General features: G+C 44.5%; 21 protein-coding genes. 2 read left to right on the top strand and 19 right to left on the bottom strand.

Annotation, left to right across the window (positions count from 1 at the left end; translation table 11 throughout):
- Positions 1-117: 117 nt before the first annotated feature.
- Positions 118-327 (top strand): DUF378 domain-containing protein, encoded by a 210-nt coding sequence (locus ASG93_RS29445; protein WP_056837969.1) that lies wholly within the window; start codon positions 118-120, stop codon positions 325-327.
- Between the two features lie 81 nt (positions 328-408).
- On the opposite strand, the gene ASG93_RS29440 is transcribed toward ASG93_RS29445, so the two are convergent.
- The 18 genes from ASG93_RS29440 to ASG93_RS29355 form a co-directional block, all read right to left on the bottom strand.
- The gene (locus ASG93_RS29440; RefSeq protein ID WP_056837967.1) at positions 409-1842 is read right to left on the bottom strand and encodes a SulP family inorganic anion transporter; all 1434 of its coding nucleotides are present in this window, start codon (positions 1840-1842) and stop codon (positions 409-411) included.
- 157 nt (positions 1843-1999) lie between these two features.
- Positions 2000-2755 carry an RNA polymerase sporulation sigma factor SigF gene (sigF, locus tag ASG93_RS29435; protein ID WP_056837966.1) on the bottom strand — a complete coding sequence of 252 codons (756 nt, stop codon included), beginning with the start codon at positions 2753-2755 and terminating at the stop codon, positions 2000-2002.
- 11 nt (positions 2756-2766) lie between these two features.
- Positions 2767-3213, bottom strand: coding sequence for an anti-sigma F factor (spoIIAB, locus tag ASG93_RS29430; RefSeq protein WP_029192951.1), 447 nt, complete (start codon positions 3211-3213; stop codon positions 2767-2769).
- The gene (gene spoIIAA / locus ASG93_RS29425) at positions 3210-3563 is read right to left on the bottom strand and encodes an anti-sigma F factor antagonist (protein WP_047674049.1); all 354 of its coding nucleotides are present in this window, start codon (positions 3561-3563) and stop codon (positions 3210-3212) included. Before spoIIAA ends, spoIIAB begins: the two co-directional genes overlap by 4 nt.
- 161 nt (positions 3564-3724) lie before the next feature.
- Positions 3725-4900: a D-alanyl-D-alanine carboxypeptidase family protein gene (locus ASG93_RS29420; protein ID WP_056837965.1), complete on the bottom strand. Its 1176-nt coding sequence runs from the start codon at positions 4898-4900 to the stop codon at positions 3725-3727.
- A 159-nt stretch (positions 4901-5059) separates the two neighbouring features.
- Positions 5060-6361: a pyrimidine-nucleoside phosphorylase gene (locus ASG93_RS29415; RefSeq protein WP_056837964.1), complete on the bottom strand. Its 1302-nt coding sequence runs from the start codon at positions 6359-6361 to the stop codon at positions 5060-5062.
- Between the two features lie 117 nt (positions 6362-6478).
- A complete protein-coding gene (locus tag ASG93_RS29410) occupies positions 6479-6862 on the bottom strand; it encodes a cupredoxin domain-containing protein (protein WP_056837962.1) in 384 nt (127 codons plus the stop codon).
- A 179-nt stretch (positions 6863-7041) separates the two neighbouring features.
- Positions 7042-7479 (bottom strand): hypothetical protein, encoded by a 438-nt coding sequence (locus ASG93_RS29405; RefSeq protein WP_056837960.1) that lies wholly within the window; start codon positions 7477-7479, stop codon positions 7042-7044.
- Between the two features lie 152 nt (positions 7480-7631).
- Complete coding sequence (locus tag ASG93_RS29400) at positions 7632-8486, bottom strand: purine-nucleoside phosphorylase (RefSeq protein WP_056837958.1); 855 nt, start codon at positions 8484-8486, stop codon at positions 7632-7634.
- Between the two features lie 18 nt (positions 8487-8504).
- Positions 8505-9332 (bottom strand): purine-nucleoside phosphorylase, encoded by an 828-nt coding sequence (locus tag ASG93_RS29395; protein ID WP_056837956.1) that lies wholly within the window; start codon positions 9330-9332, stop codon positions 8505-8507.
- Positions 9333-9388: 56 nt separating this feature from the next.
- A complete protein-coding gene (gene deoB, locus ASG93_RS29390; protein ID WP_056837954.1) occupies positions 9389-10564 on the bottom strand; it encodes a phosphopentomutase in 1176 nt (391 codons plus the stop codon).
- Between the two features lie 110 nt (positions 10565-10674).
- Positions 10675-11571, bottom strand: coding sequence for a site-specific tyrosine recombinase XerD (gene xerD, locus ASG93_RS29385; protein WP_056838213.1), 897 nt, complete (start codon positions 11569-11571; stop codon positions 10675-10677).
- A 92-nt stretch (positions 11572-11663) separates the two neighbouring features.
- Positions 11664-11903: a DUF4227 family protein gene (locus tag ASG93_RS29380; RefSeq protein ID WP_056837952.1), complete on the bottom strand. Its 240-nt coding sequence runs from the start codon at positions 11901-11903 to the stop codon at positions 11664-11666.
- A gap of 57 nt (positions 11904-11960) precedes the next feature.
- Positions 11961-13076, bottom strand: coding sequence for an alanine dehydrogenase (gene ald / locus ASG93_RS29375; RefSeq protein ID WP_056838211.1), 1116 nt, complete (start codon positions 13074-13076; stop codon positions 11961-11963).
- 178 nt (positions 13077-13254) lie between these two features.
- A complete protein-coding gene (locus ASG93_RS29370; protein WP_056837950.1) occupies positions 13255-13743 on the bottom strand; it encodes a Fur family transcriptional regulator in 489 nt (162 codons plus the stop codon).
- A 105-nt stretch (positions 13744-13848) separates the two neighbouring features.
- Positions 13849-14490, bottom strand: a complete 642-nt coding sequence (spoIIM, locus tag ASG93_RS29365; protein WP_056837948.1) for a stage II sporulation protein M — start codon at positions 14488-14490, stop codon at positions 13849-13851.
- 61 nt (positions 14491-14551) lie between these two features.
- Positions 14552-15730, bottom strand: coding sequence for an endonuclease Q family protein (locus ASG93_RS29360; protein WP_056837946.1), 1179 nt, complete (start codon positions 15728-15730; stop codon positions 14552-14554).
- Positions 15731-16285 carry an NUDIX hydrolase gene (locus ASG93_RS29355; protein WP_047674015.1) on the bottom strand — a complete coding sequence of 185 codons (555 nt, stop codon included), beginning with the start codon at positions 16283-16285 and terminating at the stop codon, positions 15731-15733.
- A 45-nt stretch (positions 16286-16330) separates the two neighbouring features.
- Between ASG93_RS29355 and mciZ the strand changes: the two genes are divergently transcribed.
- Complete coding sequence (gene mciZ, locus ASG93_RS37340; RefSeq protein ID WP_082615177.1) at positions 16331-16582, top strand: Z-ring formation inhibitor MciZ; 252 nt, start codon at positions 16331-16333, stop codon at positions 16580-16582.
- Here the strand turns inward: mciZ and ASG93_RS29350 are convergent.
- Entirely contained in the window at positions 16482-17597 is a 1116-nt protein-coding gene (locus tag ASG93_RS29350) for a DUF3866 family protein (RefSeq protein WP_056837944.1), read from the bottom strand. The two genes, mciZ and ASG93_RS29350, sit on opposite strands and share 101 nt — an antisense overlap.

Below are 17597 nucleotides of genomic sequence, written 5' to 3'. Positions count from 1 at the left end.
CTTTCCTTCCCATAAACACCGGATAAGATGGTAAATTCTCCAGGAATAATGTCACCTGCATTATGGCATAGTAAGATCGAATAACGATAACTTATTCCATATAAAGAAGGTGATAACATGGCAAAATTCGCGTTAACACTAGTCATTATTGGTGCGCTGAATTGGCTCTTGGTTGGGCTTTTCCAATGGGATTTAGTTTCTGCTTTATTGGGAGGAGATTCTCATCGTGCATCTTCCGGTATAAGCCGCATCGTTTATACGGTCGTTGGCTTATGCGGAATTTACTGCGTGAGATTTTATTCAGACGACAGGCACTCTGCCCGATAAACACGTTCGTGATTACAAAAAGCCGCAAACTACCCAGTGAAGAATCCTGGTAATCAGCGGCTCTTTTTTATTCGTTGCAGGCTATCTGACTTGTTCAACCATTAATTTACTTTCCTCATTTAAACCTATACAAATGACTTTTTTATTCAGTTGCTCATATTTCGAAATCGTTTTGGTTATTGCTGTCACAGCGGAATGGTCCCAAACATGAGATGAGCTAAAATCAATCGTAATTGTCTCGGGGTCGCTTCTATAATCAAATAGATCAATAAAATGTGTCATTGTTCCAAAAAACAACTGGCCTGAAATGTGATATATTTTTGCGCCATTCCTGTCGCTTGATTTATGCGCCTTAATTTTGGCCGATCTCCAACCAAATATCACTGCACTTAAAATTACCCCTGATAATACGCCTATTGCTAAATTGGAAGTTGCTACTACAATGGCTACTGTAATGATCATGACTAACGCGTCGCTTCGCGGAATTTTGACTATCGTTCTAAGTGACTGCCAGTCAAATGTGCCCACAGACACCATGAACATTACCCCAACTAGCGCGGCCATTGGAATTTGCTTGACCACATTGCCTAATACCATGATTAAGAACAGCAGGAAAACGCCTGAAACAAAGGTAGATAGTCGGGATCGTCCGCCCGATTTCACATTAATAACCGTTTGACCAATCATGGCACAACCTGCCATCCCACCGAAAAAGCCAGACACAATATTGGCTATGCCCTGCCCTCTTACCTCTTTATTTTTATCACTTTTCGTTTCAGTCATTTCGTCTACAATCGTTGCAGTCATCAGAGATTCGGTCATACCTACAACGGCTAATGCCAAGGAAATAGGAAATATATAGCCAATTGCTTGAATAGATAACGTTAAGTTAGGAATATGGAAGAACGGTAAAGTCTGTGTAATTTCACCCATATCACCAACCGTTCGTAAATCTAGCTCTAAGTTAATTGACAGAATCGTCATCACGATAATGGCTACCAGAGCAGACGGTATGGCTTTCGTGATCAAAGGCAGCAAATAAATAATAGCCAAAGTACCTGCTACCATGGCATACATCTGCCAGCTTGCCCCGTTGAAATTCGTAAGTTGAGCCATGAAAATAATAATGGCGAGTGCATTAACAAATCCGACAATGACAGAGTGCGGAATAAACGTAATGAATTTGCCAAATTTCAAAACACCCATCACATATTGAATGACACCTGTCAAAATACTGGCTGCAAACAAATATTCAATCCCATATTTGGCAACTAAAGGACCCATAAGGGAGGCCATCGCACCTGTAGCCGCTGAAATCATCCCCATCCGACCGCCTGTAAAGGATATGACTATGGCAATAATGAAAGAAGCATACAAGCCAACCATCGGGTCTACGCCTGCTAGAATGGAAAACGCAATGGCTTCGGGAATCAAAGCTAAGGCAACCGTTATACCGGACAAAACATCCTTACGAATATTAAAAAACCATGAATCCTTCCATTCACTATAATTCAAAAAATACACACTCCTATGTTCATTTCTTTGACTTTTCACTCGCAGAAAAGTCGAGTCCGTTATTTTCAATATGTATTATACACAAATCGAGCCTATATCTCTACATAGACAAATAACCGTTCCTCTTAGGAGGAACGGTTATCTATCTCAAAGCCTGTTATTGAGCAATCTGATCTTTAATCGATTGCAAGATTTTCTTTTCCAATCGTGATACCTGCACTTGGGAAATACCTAGCCTGCTTGCGACCTCGGATTGCGTTTGGTCCCGGAAATAACGGAGATAAACAATGAGCCGTTCTCGCTCCGACAGCGTCCCAATCGCTTCATTCAGCGCAAGCTTTTCGAACCACTTCTCACCGGACTCATCCGAAATTTGATCCATTAGTGTGATTGGATCACCATCGTTCTCAAAGACGGTCTCATGGATGGAAGAGAGAGGTTTATTCGCCTCTTGCGCGAAAACAACTTCCTCCGCCGTGACCATAAGCTCCTCTGCGACCTCTTTGATCGTAGGCAATCTGCCTAGCCGCTTCGACAGCTCGTCCTTCGTCTTGCGAATCTTATTCGCCAATTCTTTGAGCGAACGGCTTACTTTAAGTGTTCCGTCATCGCGAAGAAAACGTTGAATTTCACCGATAATCATCGGTACCGCATAGGTTGAAAACTTTACATCATAAGATAGATCGAATTTGTCCACGGACTTCAGGAGCCCGATACAACCGATCTGGAACAAGTCTTCGGCTTCGTATCCTCGGTTCAAGAAACGTTGAACCACAGACCAAACCAAACGGATATTGCAGCTGACAAGTGTTTCTCTGGCGAGTCCATCTCCGGATTGGCTGAGGGCGATTAACCGTTTGACTTCCGAATCGTCTAAATAACTATGAGAAGCATGTTTCAGATCGACATCCATAGATCAAACCCCTAATTGTATAAAGCTTTTTTAGATTCAATTCGCTTCAACATGTTTATTTTGGTTCCGATTCCGACGGCCGTCACAACTTCTACTTCGTCCATGAAATTTTCCATAATCGTGAAACCCATGCCAGAGCGTTCCAACTCTGGTTTGGATGTATATAGCGGCTGTTTCGCCTGTTCTAAATCAGCAATACCTGAACCCTTGTCTTCAATCGTAATCCGAACCACATCATCATCAATTTGCGTCGAAATGATGATAACGCCATCCGTTCTATTGTTATAACCATGAATAATCGAATTCGTTACTGCTTCAGAAACAACCGTCTTAATATCGGTCAATTCATTCAGCGTAGGATCCAATTGAGAGACGAAAGCAGCAACGGCTACACGAGCAAAAGCTTCATTCTCCGAACGACTGGCAAACTCTAGAGTCATAAAGTTATGTTCGCTCATAATGCAACCTCCAAACTGGACATTGCATTGCGTTCGTTGTCCTGTATAGATACAATCTTGAACATTCCAGAAAGCTCGAACAAGCGATAGACAGCAGGAGCAACATCACAGACGACCATTTTGCCGCCTTTACTCGTAATCTGCTTATAGCGTCCGAGTATGACGCCTAGACCTGAGCTGTCCATGAAGGATAGATCCTTCAAACTAAGGATCAAATGGCGCGTGTGCTCTTTGGCAATCGCTTCCTCCATCCTCGCCTTCACAACATCGGCTGTGTGATGATCCAGCTCGCCTTTCAATCTAACAATCAGCGCTCTTCTTCCTTGCTCGAATTCAATTTGCAGGCTCAACATGTTCACTCCTCTCAGCTGAGAGACTTTGAGCTTACTCAAAGACCCCATCATGAAACTTAAGTTTCTACAACTGAGAGGGAATCTCCTGCACCCCGACAAAACTAGAAGAAAACTGCTAAAACTAGAAGAAAACTGCGTTTATTCGCGAATTCTCACCATTAATCCGTATGAAACAGATGCGATGTGGTTCGCTTAAATAGCTTCCACCAAGATGCTTTATCTACAGCAACAGGAGACTCAAGCGGGTATTCAGCAAGCAAATTATCCCCATTGTATACAATAATTCTACCGATAGGCTGCCCCATGGCAATCGGAGCTTTTATGTTAGGATCGAGTTTCAACTCATGTCGAATCTCCCCAGTCACGGAGCCCTTTTTCATTAAAATGCTATAATTTTGCTTCGCGACTAACGGTACTGTCGAAACCTGACCTTTATTAATCGTAAAATTTCCAAGACTGTCGCCTGACTTAAACAAAGGATAGTTCGTAAATTGCGCAAAAGCGTAATCAAACAGCTTCGTAACTTCAGCATTCCGTGTTTTTGTATTCGGTTCACCGAGGACCACAGCAACGACACGTAAATTTTCCCGTTTGGCTGTTGCAGATAAGCAGAATTTCGCTTCGCTTGTGTATCCCGTTTTCAGACCATCTGCACCGTTGTAGAAGCGAACCAGCTTGTTTGTATTCACGAGCCAGAATGGAGTTGCTGTTTCTTTCCGCAGATAGTCTTGATAAGCACCTGTAAATTTAGTAATTTCCTCATGCTTGAGCAGTTCTCTCGACATGATGGCGATATCATTCGCTGAAGTATAATGATTGGCCACAGGCAGTCCGTTGCAGTTTGAGAAATGAGTGTTATTCATGCCTAACTGCTGTGCACGCTCGTTCATCATTTGCACAAAATTCTCTTCCGATCCTGCGATTTTCTCGGCCATTGCTACGGATGCATCGTTGCCGGAAGCCATGGCAATCCCCTTCAGCATTTCCTCAACGGTCATCTCTTCGCCAGGCTCAAGGAAAATTTGCGATCCACCCATGGAAGCCGCGTATTCACTGACCTTGACCTTCTCACCCATCTTAATGTTGCCTTTGTCGATAGCTTCCATAATGAGCAGCATCGTCATTATTTTCGTAATACTGGCCGGAGGAAGCTTTGCATCCTTATTCTTTTCGGCAATGACCGTGCCCGTGTCTGCATCCATTAACACAGCAGATTGTGCATTCGGTGTCAAATCGACCGAAGGTGCATTCTTCTCTTCCGCATACGCAGCCGGTAAGAGCAGCATCAAACATAGCTGTAAACAGATTAAACTTATTAGCCCTTTTTTTCGCATAGCAATTGTACCCCTCCTGAGATGTATGAAGTGAAAGCCTGACACTTGCAGCTTGAATGACTGCTAATCAGTCTTGACGATTTCCGCACAAAATATTCCAAAAGGAAGAAAATAAAAAAGCACTTTCCGAGTGGAAAGTGCTTGGGCAATCATTTGGCATTAGATAATCACATCATAAATTAATTGAACAGGTGCAGGCTTGCTTGTCTCGATGCGATAGGCCCCTTGAATCATGGTCTCGACTGCCTCCACATCCTGTTGATTCGCATGAATGGTACAGATTGATTCCCCAATCTTCACCTCGTCACCGATTTTCTTATTCAAAGTAAGACCCACTGCATAATCAATCTGATCTTCCTTCTTCGCACGACCGGCACCAAGCAGCATAGCGGCAATGCCGATTTGTTCCGCATTGATCTGATTGATAAAGCCGTCTTTCTCAGCGAGCACTTCGAAATGATAAGCTGCCATCGGAAGGAGCTCAGGCTGGTCTACCACATTCGGATCGCCCCCCTGGCTTGCTATGAAGCGCTTGAAAGTCTCTAACGCCTTTCCATTCAAGACAATATCGCGGACAGCCGCCTGAGCCTCCTCGAAGCTCTCAAACGCTTTCCCCAGCAGCGACATGTAGGCTGCAACCGAAATCGCTACCTCAGTCAGCTCCTTATCACCAGTACCGCGGAGCACCTCAATGGATTCGCGTATCTCATTCGCGTTTCCGATTTCACGTCCTAACGGCTGCTCCATGTCGGTAATCATAGCAATCGTGTTCCGTTTCAATTGCGTTCCAATATCAACCATCGTACGAGCCAGGGCTTTTGCATCTTCCACCGTTTTCATGAAAGCGCCTGAACCTATTTTCACGTCCAGCACAATGGCATCTGCTCCGGAAGCAATCTTCTTGCTCATAATTGAACTGGCGATTAAGGGAATCGAATCTACCGTTGCAGTTACGTCGCGAAGTGCATACATCTTCTTGTCAGCAGGAGCTAAATTACCACTCTGGCCAACGATGGCAATTTTATTTGTATTGACCGCATGAATAAAATCTTCTTTGGATAATTCAATCCGAAAGCCTGGAATCGACTCCAGCTTATCTACCGTTCCACCCGTATGTCCTAATCCTCTGCCAGACATTTTGGCAACAGGGATTCCAAGCGAAGCTACAATAGGTCCAACAATAAGGCTTATTTTGTCGCCAACCCCGCCTGTTGAGTGTTTATCCACTTTAATTCCTGCAATCTCCGATAAATCGATCATTTCTCCCGACCCTGCCATGGCTAGCGTGAGAGATGAGATCTCTTCACTAGTCATCCCATTGAATAAAATAGCCATCAGTAAAGCAGACATTTGATAATCCGGAATATCACCTCGTGTATATCCGCTAACGATATACGTAATTTCTTGCTCACTTAGCACTTCACCAGAACGTTTTTTATGGATTAAATCAACCATTCTCATGTGCATTCCTCCTTAAGTTTACCTAAGAGTTTCGTTTGAAAACTTGCCTCGTATGCATACTCTTCAAAATCGAAAAAAGGGAGCTGCTATAGCCCCCTCTGATACTACCATTTTTAATTAAGAAACAACTAATTTGGATTTCATTTTGGCATGACCTTCACCACAAGGAAGCACACAATGAATTTCATAAGTACCTGGTTTATCAAAAGTTACTGTCTTGGAAGGATTCTCTTTATCTAGCTTAATATCCAATCCTACGATTTCAATCGCATGAACACCTTCTTTTAGAGACAATGAAACTTTCGTAGGCTCACCACTTTTAACCGTATAATCTGCTGAATCGAACTGCCAGTTAGAAGCTGCAATTTTAAGCTGTTGACCTTTGCTAGCGGCAGCCTCTGCTTCCTTAGCCACTTGGCGGCCAGAAATATCTTGAAAGAGGACTCCCAGCCCCAATGCGCCCGCAAGTATAAATAACACAAAGAAAATCCACTTTTGCATGCATATCCCCCTCATAATGTGTTCACTTCATCTATTCTACCTAACATTTTAAGACAATCCCATACATAGTCAGTGGCAAATCCTTGAATATTTTGTGACGAAATTGTGAATGCGGCGTTCCAAAAAACATCCCCCTTATCGGGGGATATCACCATTACTATTACCCATTTTGTTATAAATTACACACCACTAAGTCTCTCACGTATATGGAAACCGCCAGCGGATGCTGTTTGTTTTTCTCTAAGAAGTGGTTGAAAAGTTCTGTCTTTCTCTTTCAATTTTCTAATATCGCGATCAATTCGGTACGAGCAATCCGGGCACAGCTTTTGCACACGAATTGGTCTCGAGCATGAAGCGCAGGGATAGTTCAAATTCGGATAATCCGAAAGCAGCAGCTTCCCCTCTTTGATCCAAATATACATTTGCTCATGGGAAACACCTGTCGCTTCACTGAATTGTATATTCGTTGAGCGATAATTTTTACGTAGAAATTCAAGACTGCTCGTAAGCATGGAATCCATGCTGCGGCTGCAATCTGAACATTGGTTTCGCAAATTTTTCTGGAACACTTTCCCGCATCTAGGACAGTTAGCGACCATTAATTGTTGGACTGACATGCTCCATCACATCCTTGTTATGGAATGGGTATCCGTATCTAGGACACCCTCATATATAGTTCTAATTAACTATATATTAGCATGACTTCCTCCGAATTCATAGGTCTATAGAAGCCTTTTTTCATTAAAAGTTCATAAAAAATATAGCCAAATTATCCCAGACGAACCTCGCGAACAAAGGCCTTAACAAGAGCTATGAACTTCGGTTTCGTCCGATTTGCAACAGCTACAACCTGCTCATGCGTCAATGGTTCCAGTTCTTCACCTATCGCCATATCGGTAATACACGAAATCCCTAATACCTTAAGACCTGCGTGACGAGCTGCAATAACTTCTCCCACTGTGGACATGCCAATCGCGTCGCCACCGATACGAGCTAACATCGTAAGTTCAGCTGGCGTACAGTAGGTTGGTCCTGTAATTCCCGCATAGACCCCTTCCTGCAGCTGCAGCGGCACGCCATCTTCTCCAACGACCGTTTGTGCCAGCTCATGCGCGAGCTTGCGATATTCACGGTTGTAAGCTTCCGACATGTCTGGGAAACGAACACCGAGATCAGCATGGTTAGGCCCGATAAGCGGGTTATCTCCCGTCATATTCAGATGGTCGCTAATGACCATAAGATCTCCTGCTTTGAATGCTCGATTCATGCCGCCTGCCGCGTTCGTCATCACAACGGTCTGAACGCCGATCGCTTTCATGACGTAAACAGGAAATACAACCTTTTTCATATCATAGCCTTCATAATAATGAAAACGTCCCTGCATAACGATGACTTGCTTACCTTCTAGTGTGCCTACAACAAACCGACCTTCATGGCCTTCAACGGTTGAAACGGGAAAGTGAGGAACCTCGCTATAGTCGATAGCTATGGGCTGCTCAACCTGATTAGCCATATCTCCCAAGCCTGATCCCAAAACTAATCCGATAACAGGCTTAACACTGCCCAAACGCTGCTCAATAAAGCTCGCTGCTTCTTTTATTTTATCTATATAAGTCAATTCCATTTTGTTCTCCTCTTCTTGTTAAAGTGCTTCAATAATGCCAAGTACTAATTTCAAAAACTTAGGCTTTACTTTCTCCGTCGTTTCCATGACTTCGGCATGCGAGAGTGGCTGGTCCAAAATACCTGATGCCATATTCGAAATACAGGAGAAACCAAGCACTTCAATTCCTGCATGACGTGCTACAATCACTTCAGGCACAGTCGACATACCAACGGAATCGCCGCCTAAAGTGCGGAACATGCGAATCTCTGCAGGAGTTTCATAGTTAGGTCCGAGGAGTCCCACATATACGCCTTCTTGTAAGTGGAAGTTCTGTGAAGCCGCCACTTCGTGCGCCAATTTACGCAGACGTTTGCTGTAAGCTTCCGACATATCCGGAAAGCGAACACCTAAAGCCGAATCATTCGGGCCGATGAGTGGATTGCGGTATGTCAAATTCAGATGATCACTTATGACCATCAGATCGCCAACCTGATAGGATTCATTGATTCCACCAGCTGCATTCGTGACGATCAACGTTTCCACACCTAGTTCTTTCATGACTCTTACTGGAAAAGAAACCGTTTCCGCACCATAGCCTTCGTAAGCATGAAAGCGGCCTTTCATCACTAACACTTGCTTGCCTTGAATCGTACCAACGACCAATTCCCCGGCATGCCCTTCCACGGTAGACACTGGGAAATGGGGAATTTTCGAGTAGTCTACAACGATAGGCTGCTCAATAAGATCAGCAAGAACGCCGAGACCAGAACCTAGAATCAGTCCAATTTGGGGTTTAATATTCGTTTCCTTGCTAATAAATGCAGCTGCTTCTTGAATCTTGAGAATCATGGACGTCTCGGACATGGATAGATTCCTCCTAAGCGATTTCAGTTCACATAAACTGAGTATTTCGTAATTATTTATTTTAAAAGATGTAAGAAGCTCTCACCTTGATCGGTAGCACTCACGCCAAAATTATCTGAGATAGTTGCTCCAAGATCAGCAAAGGTTCCGCGGATACCAATCGAAGCAGGTGATTGAAAGCTTGGACTGTACAACAAAATAGGTACATATTCGCGCGTATGATCGGTTCCCGGATGTACGGGATCATTGCCATGGTCCGCTGTAAGGATTAATAGATCGTTCGGACCTAAACCCGCTTTGAGCTCAGGCAAATAAGCATCAAATTCCTCCAGTGACCTTCCATAGCCCTCAGGATCACGACGATGACCAAACAACGAGTCAAAATCTACAAGATTCGTAAAAGCCAGTCCTTTGTACGAGGTGCCCAGAACTTCAATTGTCTTCTGAATACCATCTAGATTACTTTTAGTTGAAGTGGCTTTTGTAACACCTTCCCCATCAAAAATATCATTGATTTTTCCAATCGCAATCACATCAAATCCAGCATCCTTCAAATGATTCATGACCGTTGGCGCTGGCGGCTTCACGGCATAATCATGGCGATTCGGAGTACGTTTGAAAGCGCCAGGCTCCCCGAGGTACGGTCTTGCTATTACTCTGCCTACTGCAAACTCATCCTGCATGGTTAACCGTCTGGCAATCTTACATGCCCGATACAGCTCATCTAACGGAATGATGTCTTCATGCGCAGCTAATTGAAATACACTATCGGCAGATGTATAAACGATCCATGCCCCTGTTTTCATCTGCTCTTCTCCGAGCTCGTCTAAAATTTCAGTGCCTGAGGCCGGTTTATTGCCAATGACCTTACGACCTGTCTCCTCCTCAAATTGAGAAATCAATTTAGCTGGAAATCCTTCGGGGAATACATTAAATGGTGTAGTGATTCGAAGCCCCATCAATTCCCAGTGTCCAGTCATCGTGTCTTTCCCAACAGATACCTCAGCCATTTTTCCATAATATCCTTCGGGTGAATCTGCAGCAGGAATCCCTTTAATCTCAGCTATGCTCCCCAGTCCCATTCGCTGTAAATTAGGGAGTGCAAATCCGCTTACTTTCTCTGCAATATGTCCTAGTGTGTGAGCGCCACTATCGCCAAATTGCTTGGCATCCGGTAATTCGCCGATGCCTACACTATCCAATACAATTAAACATATTCGTTCGAAGCGCACGAAAAGTCCCTCCAAATCAATTCCTAATGTTATCCACCCTCGATTATCTCACTTCCACCCTATGAATGCAAAACAGCAGCTTCCCCCTAAAGGAAATGCCGCTGTGCAAGTTATAAATTCGCTCTTGGGTGTGCAAGGTTGTAAACGTCTTTCATTTTGAGCTTGGTGACTTGAACATACATTTGTGTCGAAGAAATATCGGAATGTCCCAGCATTTCTTGAACCGATCTCAGATCTGCACCATTTTCAATTAAATGGGCAGCGAAGGAATGCCTTAAAGCATGAGGTGTTATCTCATTCGCGATCTTCATCTCACTGGCATATTTCTTCAAAATCTTCCAAAACCCTTGCCTTGTCATCCTTGTTCCCAAATGACCGATAAATAAGGCTTCTTCATCCGTCGTTTTTTTTAACAACTTCATCCGGGAATTATGTATATAGCTCGTTAAACACCGAATGGCGATTGAACTTAGAGGAATATTTCGTTCTTTATCCGCTTTACCTATACAGCGGATGAAGCCCATTTGCAAATTGATATCCGTTACATTCAGAGAAATGAGCTCCGATACTCGAATCCCAGTCGCATAGAGCAGTTCGAGCATAGCCTTATCACGAGCGCCGCTTACAAGCTCAGTTTGTGGTGCATCGAGCAGCTTCTCTACCTCGCCGATTGACAGCACTTTTGGAAGCTTTTTTTCCAACTTGGGGGCATCCACATAAATACTTGGATCTGAATCCATTATACGTTCTTTCACTAAATATTGATAAAGAGCTCGAATGGAAACCATATTGCGAGACAAGGTTGCCGATGCTCGCCCGAGCATTTTCAACTGCGATAAGTATCCTGAGATGTAAGTTTTCCCTGAATCTCTCCAAGCCGTGATGCCTTGCTGCTGTAGATATTCAACAAATTGCTGTAGGTCTCTTTCATAGGATTCCAGCGTATTCCGCGATAATCCCCGTTCAACTGACAAAAATCGGATGAAGGATTGCAGGTCATTCGTCATCATGCCGATATACTCCTTCGTTATCATGCCATATCTTCATACCGAATAGCATTCAACGATTCCAGTGCGAACTCCTCTTTTTTACGATTTCTTTATTCCCCATACCAATAAAATAAACGCAAGCGGTCACTCATTGTACCTGTATCCGAAACCGAAGCATGCTCGTGATGGCCAAACACCTTAACGGAATTTCCCGTTGGTGTTCTGTATTTGTTCACAGGTTGAATCCATCCAGTTAGAACAAGCATAACTTGATATAGAATCACGGTCAAAGTCATAAAAAGCAAAATAAACCGTAAGCGAACAACGAGTTTTCGATATGAAAATATCATAGCCAGTCCTCATTTCTATCCCCTTTTTAAGATCAAGATATGAGGCTTGTTCTCTGATTATGACAGATCGGACAACTTCACATACGGCATTCCTAGAGCCTCAGCCACCGCGGGATGCGTTACGCTCCCCTTGTACGTATTCACGCCTAGTTGAAGTGCGTAATTAGCAGTTATGGCCTGTGCAAAACCTTTATTGGCAAGCTCCATGGCATAGGGTATCGTCACATTGGTTAACCCAAGCGTTGAAGTTCTCGGAACGGCACCAGGCATATTGGCAACCGCATAATGCAGCACACCATGCTTCTCGTAAGTGGGATTGCTGTGAGTTGTCACACGATCAATCGTTTCAATCGATCCGCCTTGGTCCACGGCAACATCCACAATTACAGCGCCTGGCTTCATACTCTGAACCATCACTTCCGTTACTAATCTCGGAGCTCTTGCTCCAGGAATAAGAACAGCGCCAATTAATAAATCCGCCTTCTGTACAGCACTCGCAATATTATGTGGGTTAGACATCAATGTTCGCAGTCTTCCCCCGAATATATCGTCCAGAGCTCTCATCCGATCAGCACTCCGTTCAATAATCACAACATTAGCTCCAAGACCTAGCGCCATTTTGGCCGCGTTTGTTCCAACGATCCCTCCGCCCAAAATAATGACATCGGCTGGTGGCACACCGGGTACACCACCCAATAAAATTCCGCGTCCCCCATAGAACTTTTCCAAAAAGTGGGCACCGATTTGTACCGACATCCGGCCAGCGACTTCACTCATCGGTGTCAAAAGCGGCAGTGAGCCATTCGGAAGTTGAATCGTTTCGTACGCAATTCCTGTCACTTTCTTACTTAGCAAATGTTCTGCCAAGTCTCCTGCTGCTGCCAAATGCAAATAAGTGAACAGCATTTGTCCTTCTCGGAAATAACCATACTCTGCGGGTAATGGTTCCTTGACTTTCATAATCATATCGCTAGAGGCCCATACCTCAGCAGCATCCGCGACAATAACAGCGCCTTCACGAGCATAGTCCTCATCCCCGAAGCCGCTGCCAACACCTGCTCCTGCTTCAACAAGCACTTGATGTCCTGCCATCAAGAGCATACCCGCTCCGCCAGGCGTTAAAGCTACTCTGTTTTCATTGTTTTTGATTTCTTTTGGAACCCCAACTACAATAGGTTGCTGTGTCATAGTTGCTACCTTCTTCCTTATTATCGCTAAACATAATGTGCCAAGCTTCACTCCGAATTATGTGAGTAATTATCCGACTTTCTTATTACCTAGTATATGAAAAGAACACAAAAATGCCTGTACGCACAAGGTGATCATACAGGCATTTTCATTGTATAAACAGCTACTCTTCAGAAACTGTTATTTTAGATTTGTCCAATGAGTCCGGTTTTCCTCGATCGTTACAGCGATAGCAAATACCTTGAAAATCAAGTCGATGATCTAGCACTTGAAAATGAAAATCTTGCTCTAACCGTTCTTCCAAAGGTCCGAGCCAATCTTCCATAATTTCATCCACGGCTCCGCACTGCACGCAGATTAAGTGATGGTGATGATGACGAGTACTGTCGTCACGTAAATCGTAACGAGCGACACCGTCGCCAAAATTCATTTTCTCCAAGACATGCAGCTCGCTCAGCAGCTCTAGAGTTCGGTAAACTGTCGCTAGTCCGATCTCTGGGGCCTTGTCCTTCACAAGCATAAACACATCTTCAGCGCTTAAATGATCTTGTTCATTCTCTAAAAGTACACGAACTGTCGCTTCCCGTTGAGGGGTTAGTTTGTACCCTTGGGATTGCAATTGCTGCTTAATCTTCTCAATCCTTGCTTCCATATGCCTCCCCCTCAGAAAGGTGGGCATCCAAGCCCAGTTTTAGCCACTCTTTTTATTATAGGGGGAGCTGACGGACAAAGTCAAACAGAAACATAAGTGGATCTGTTATCCATAAAGGCCAACAAGCATAGGCGTTACCCATTTCATCATCATTTGGGACATATATCCTTCCCAAAGCGCTGCTCCAAGAAGGAATACCCCCATAAGGAGAGTTATCGTTGTATAACGCATAAAGGGCTGATATATATTGCCATTGCGGCTCATAAAGCGATTTTTGATCATATAGATAGAGAACGCCATAGCAGCTACACTGCAGAATAGGATAGCCGGAATAACAATCAGATTCTGCGGCGCAACGGAAACAAGTGCAAATAACATGCCCTTCCATGACATTTGGCCGACCAGATACCCCACCGTAAACCCAATTAGCACACCCTTGAGAAAGTCCAAGACTAGAATCAATGGCAGCCCGACAATAGACAAACCAAAAAGCCATATCAACAAAATCCACTTCATATGCATGCCAAAAGCTTGAACGAACGATTGCCTGCTGTCAAACTCGGCGCCTTCATTAATTTCATGAAAGAAACTACCCAAATGACGAGTCATTTCTTGCTTTTGTTCCAATGAAAGTGCATTCACCATTACGGCACCGAACACAACCCCAATGATGAAAAGTACGGAGACGAATATAAAAAGCGGCAAATTATCCTTCATATATTGTTTCATCGTTAGGTTCCTATTCATCTCGCAGCTCCTTCCTTGTGTCAACCTCTACAAAGACAAGCTTATGAGCGAGTGCTGGAAACTATGAACGATTTTTAACTTTGCCGTACCTACCCCCTCCGCCAACTTCAAGCTGTAAGGTGCCTTCTCGCGCTTTTACAATATAAGAAGCAATTTCTTCACCAACTTCACTTGCAAGTTCATCTGGTGTCGTACGATGCAGTACATTCATTTCCGTTCCGAAGCGGTGAAGCAGCTGACTAAGCTTTTTAGGCCCTAAGCCTGGGATAAATTCTAGTGGAACTTGAAAATGATACGGAGGTCGATAGGGCGGGAGGTAAGCCAATTCACGGTCCGCTAAGTGCTGGATCCGATCCATGACCCCTCTGACGATTTTATTGCTGCCACAGTCGGCACAGCGTTCTACAGTTGTGTCATTTTCATCCAGAACGGATTCGCATAAGCTGCAATAGGTTCGATGGTATTTACCAAGTCGTGGATTAAGCCCGTAGTTTGCTACTATACCGCGTTTCTCTTGACGATGAAGCGCTTTGACGAGTTCCTCATAAGTAGGGGCAGCCAGCTTCATTTCGTTATATTCACGTCCGATTTTACTAAGAGAGTGAGCATCTGAGTTGGTAACGAAAGTGAACGGATCAAGCTCCGAAATTAAACCAGCCATCTCGGAATCAGCACTTAGCCCCAGTTCAACAGCCGAAATGCCTTTAAGATCAAGAAGGTGCTCCATCTTTGAAGTCGCGCTTCCATACACACTTTTGTGCGGAGTGAAAATATGCGCGGGTATAAGGATACCGCCCCTGCCGAGCACTTCTTCTTGAAGTACGCGAGCAGGTACATAAATGCGTTGAGAGCTTAGCTCCACATTTTTCATGCGGCCCTTCATCCACTCAGTGAACCCCTGCATCGTTGTCAGATTAGGCATATAGGCAAGCAGATGGGCAGGACCCATACCGGGATCGCGTACTTCTATTTCACTGCCCAATATAATCGTCGTGTCCTGATACCGGATGCCGCCGCCCTCCAGCTCCACCATTTCACCCCGATCCAAGTACGTCATGATGTCATCCTGTACAGAAGGCGAGTGGCAATCGATTATCCCGATGATCTCCATTCCTTTTCTAACGGCAGCTTCCTGCGCAATATTAAAGAAAGTCAGGTCATTCGCAGCGCTGATCTTCACCGCTTGTCCATTCTCTGATCGACCTATGTGAATATGGAGATCAACATAATAAGCCTCCATTTAGATTTGACCCGTTAAAAGGTACAGCTGCCAGGCGTAAACAGCCATTATCGTCTTCGCATCGCTAATTCGCCCTTCTCGTATGTACTGCTGAGCTTGTTCCAAAGTAATCGCTTCGCATTCCAGGAATTCATCCTCATCGGGATTCGCTTCGCCCTTCACCAAATCTTCTGCGATATACAGATGAATGATTTCATCCGCGAAACCCGGCGAGGTATAGAAGGAACTAACCAGCTTGATATTTTCCGTACGAAAGCCCGTTTCTTCCTCTAATTCACGTAAAGCTGCCTTAAGCGGTTCTTCTCCTGCATCCAGCTTTCCAGCTGGGATCTCAACCTGACTTTTCTCCAGCGGCTTTCGATACTGTTCCACAACAATCATTTTATCGCCTAATAGCGGAATAACAGCTACAGCGCCTGGGTGCTTTACAATTTCACGAGTTGCGGATTCTCCATTAGGTAATAGGACATGGTCCACCTGCAGCGAAATAATTTTACCTTTGAAAATAGGTTCAGTCTTGACGGTTATTTCTTCGAATTTTTTGTGTAATGACATACGAACACCTCACCCTTGTTAATGTTGGTCTAACTTGTCCCATTCATGCATAAGGTTCATTATATCAAAATTTCACCTGAAAAGAGGAAAATGGATATGAAGAGCTATGTAACCGAACGTCAAATTCGACTTGTAGGGAAAGCATGGGAAATCAAACGTCAATTGCAGCTTATGCTGCAGCAAGGCGGACATACAATTACATTAGTCGATTATGTATCTGGCTTGCACAATCCACAGCCGCACAAATCGCTTGGAAATAAGCCGGGTCCTGCGATAATCCCCTTCCCATCGAGGTAATGGGCTGTGGATACTGGGAAAAAGCTTCAGCGATTTCCGTTATCGCTGGGCTCGGCATGGGTACAATTTGATGAAGCAGTAGATTCTGTGCTTGTTTCTGTATAATATAATTTTCTTGCGCCTCCAAAAGTGGGAGAGGCACTACAGCCGGACATCTCGCTGCCAGCTGCAGTGCTGTAAGCGTATGATGACTAATGCCCTGATGTCGATTCCTCGGATCAGCAAAAGAGATTCTCGGAATGGCTACTGGAATCCCACCAAGAGCGTATACAGCATTTACGAGTTCCCCCACCTCAAGACCTGAAAAACCGTATCGGGTATTCGTCCCTACGATGCCCGGCCCCATGGTTACAAGACTGAGATCGGCTTTCACTGCATGCTTCGCTGCAACTAATGCGCTAAATTTATTAACCGCTTCTACCTTACCCCCGTAGGCTTGACCATAAGTAATGGATGTTTTAAGCCATCCCATTCCCTCAAGTATGGCCACGTGCTCACTCCATGCAAGTGGAAGAGCACCCCCATCTGTCATGATATAGGCGACCTCCAATGCTCGACTAGATGAATTTTTTTGTTGATGTCGATATCGAAGCCAGCACATCACTACAGGCAGCATACTATGCAGTTCACCCAGCAAGACAGGCATCCCCTCTATATTCTTGTCACCTTGAAACGAAGAATGAAACGAACTTGCAGGCTCTTCTATAGCGAACACACTTCGCTGCATCGAGGTATATTTGAGCTTCATGATGTGTCCATTAGATGTTGCGGGTGTTGAATGGTTATTCACACCTCGGTCACGAATGGATATTACAATATGGAATCCCCCTGAACCTAACCTCAGCTTCATGGCTGTCACATTTAAGTCAACCACGTCCCCTGGTGTTAACAAAGGTAACGTATCGGTGTAGTGTACAGCGCGCTCCAGCTCACCGCCCCGCATCCGTACGGTGACAATCTGCACCCCCTCTCTGACCGAAATAATTTCCGCAACCGTACCCTCATCCCGCATCAT

Origin of the sequence: Paenibacillus sp. Soil787 (assembly GCF_001429545.1) — a bacterium.
GTDB lineage: Bacteria > Bacillota > Bacilli > Paenibacillales > NBRC-103111 > Paenibacillus_E.
The sequence above is the reverse complement of the archived record's forward strand: the minus strand, read 5'-3'. Positions and strand labels throughout refer to the sequence as shown.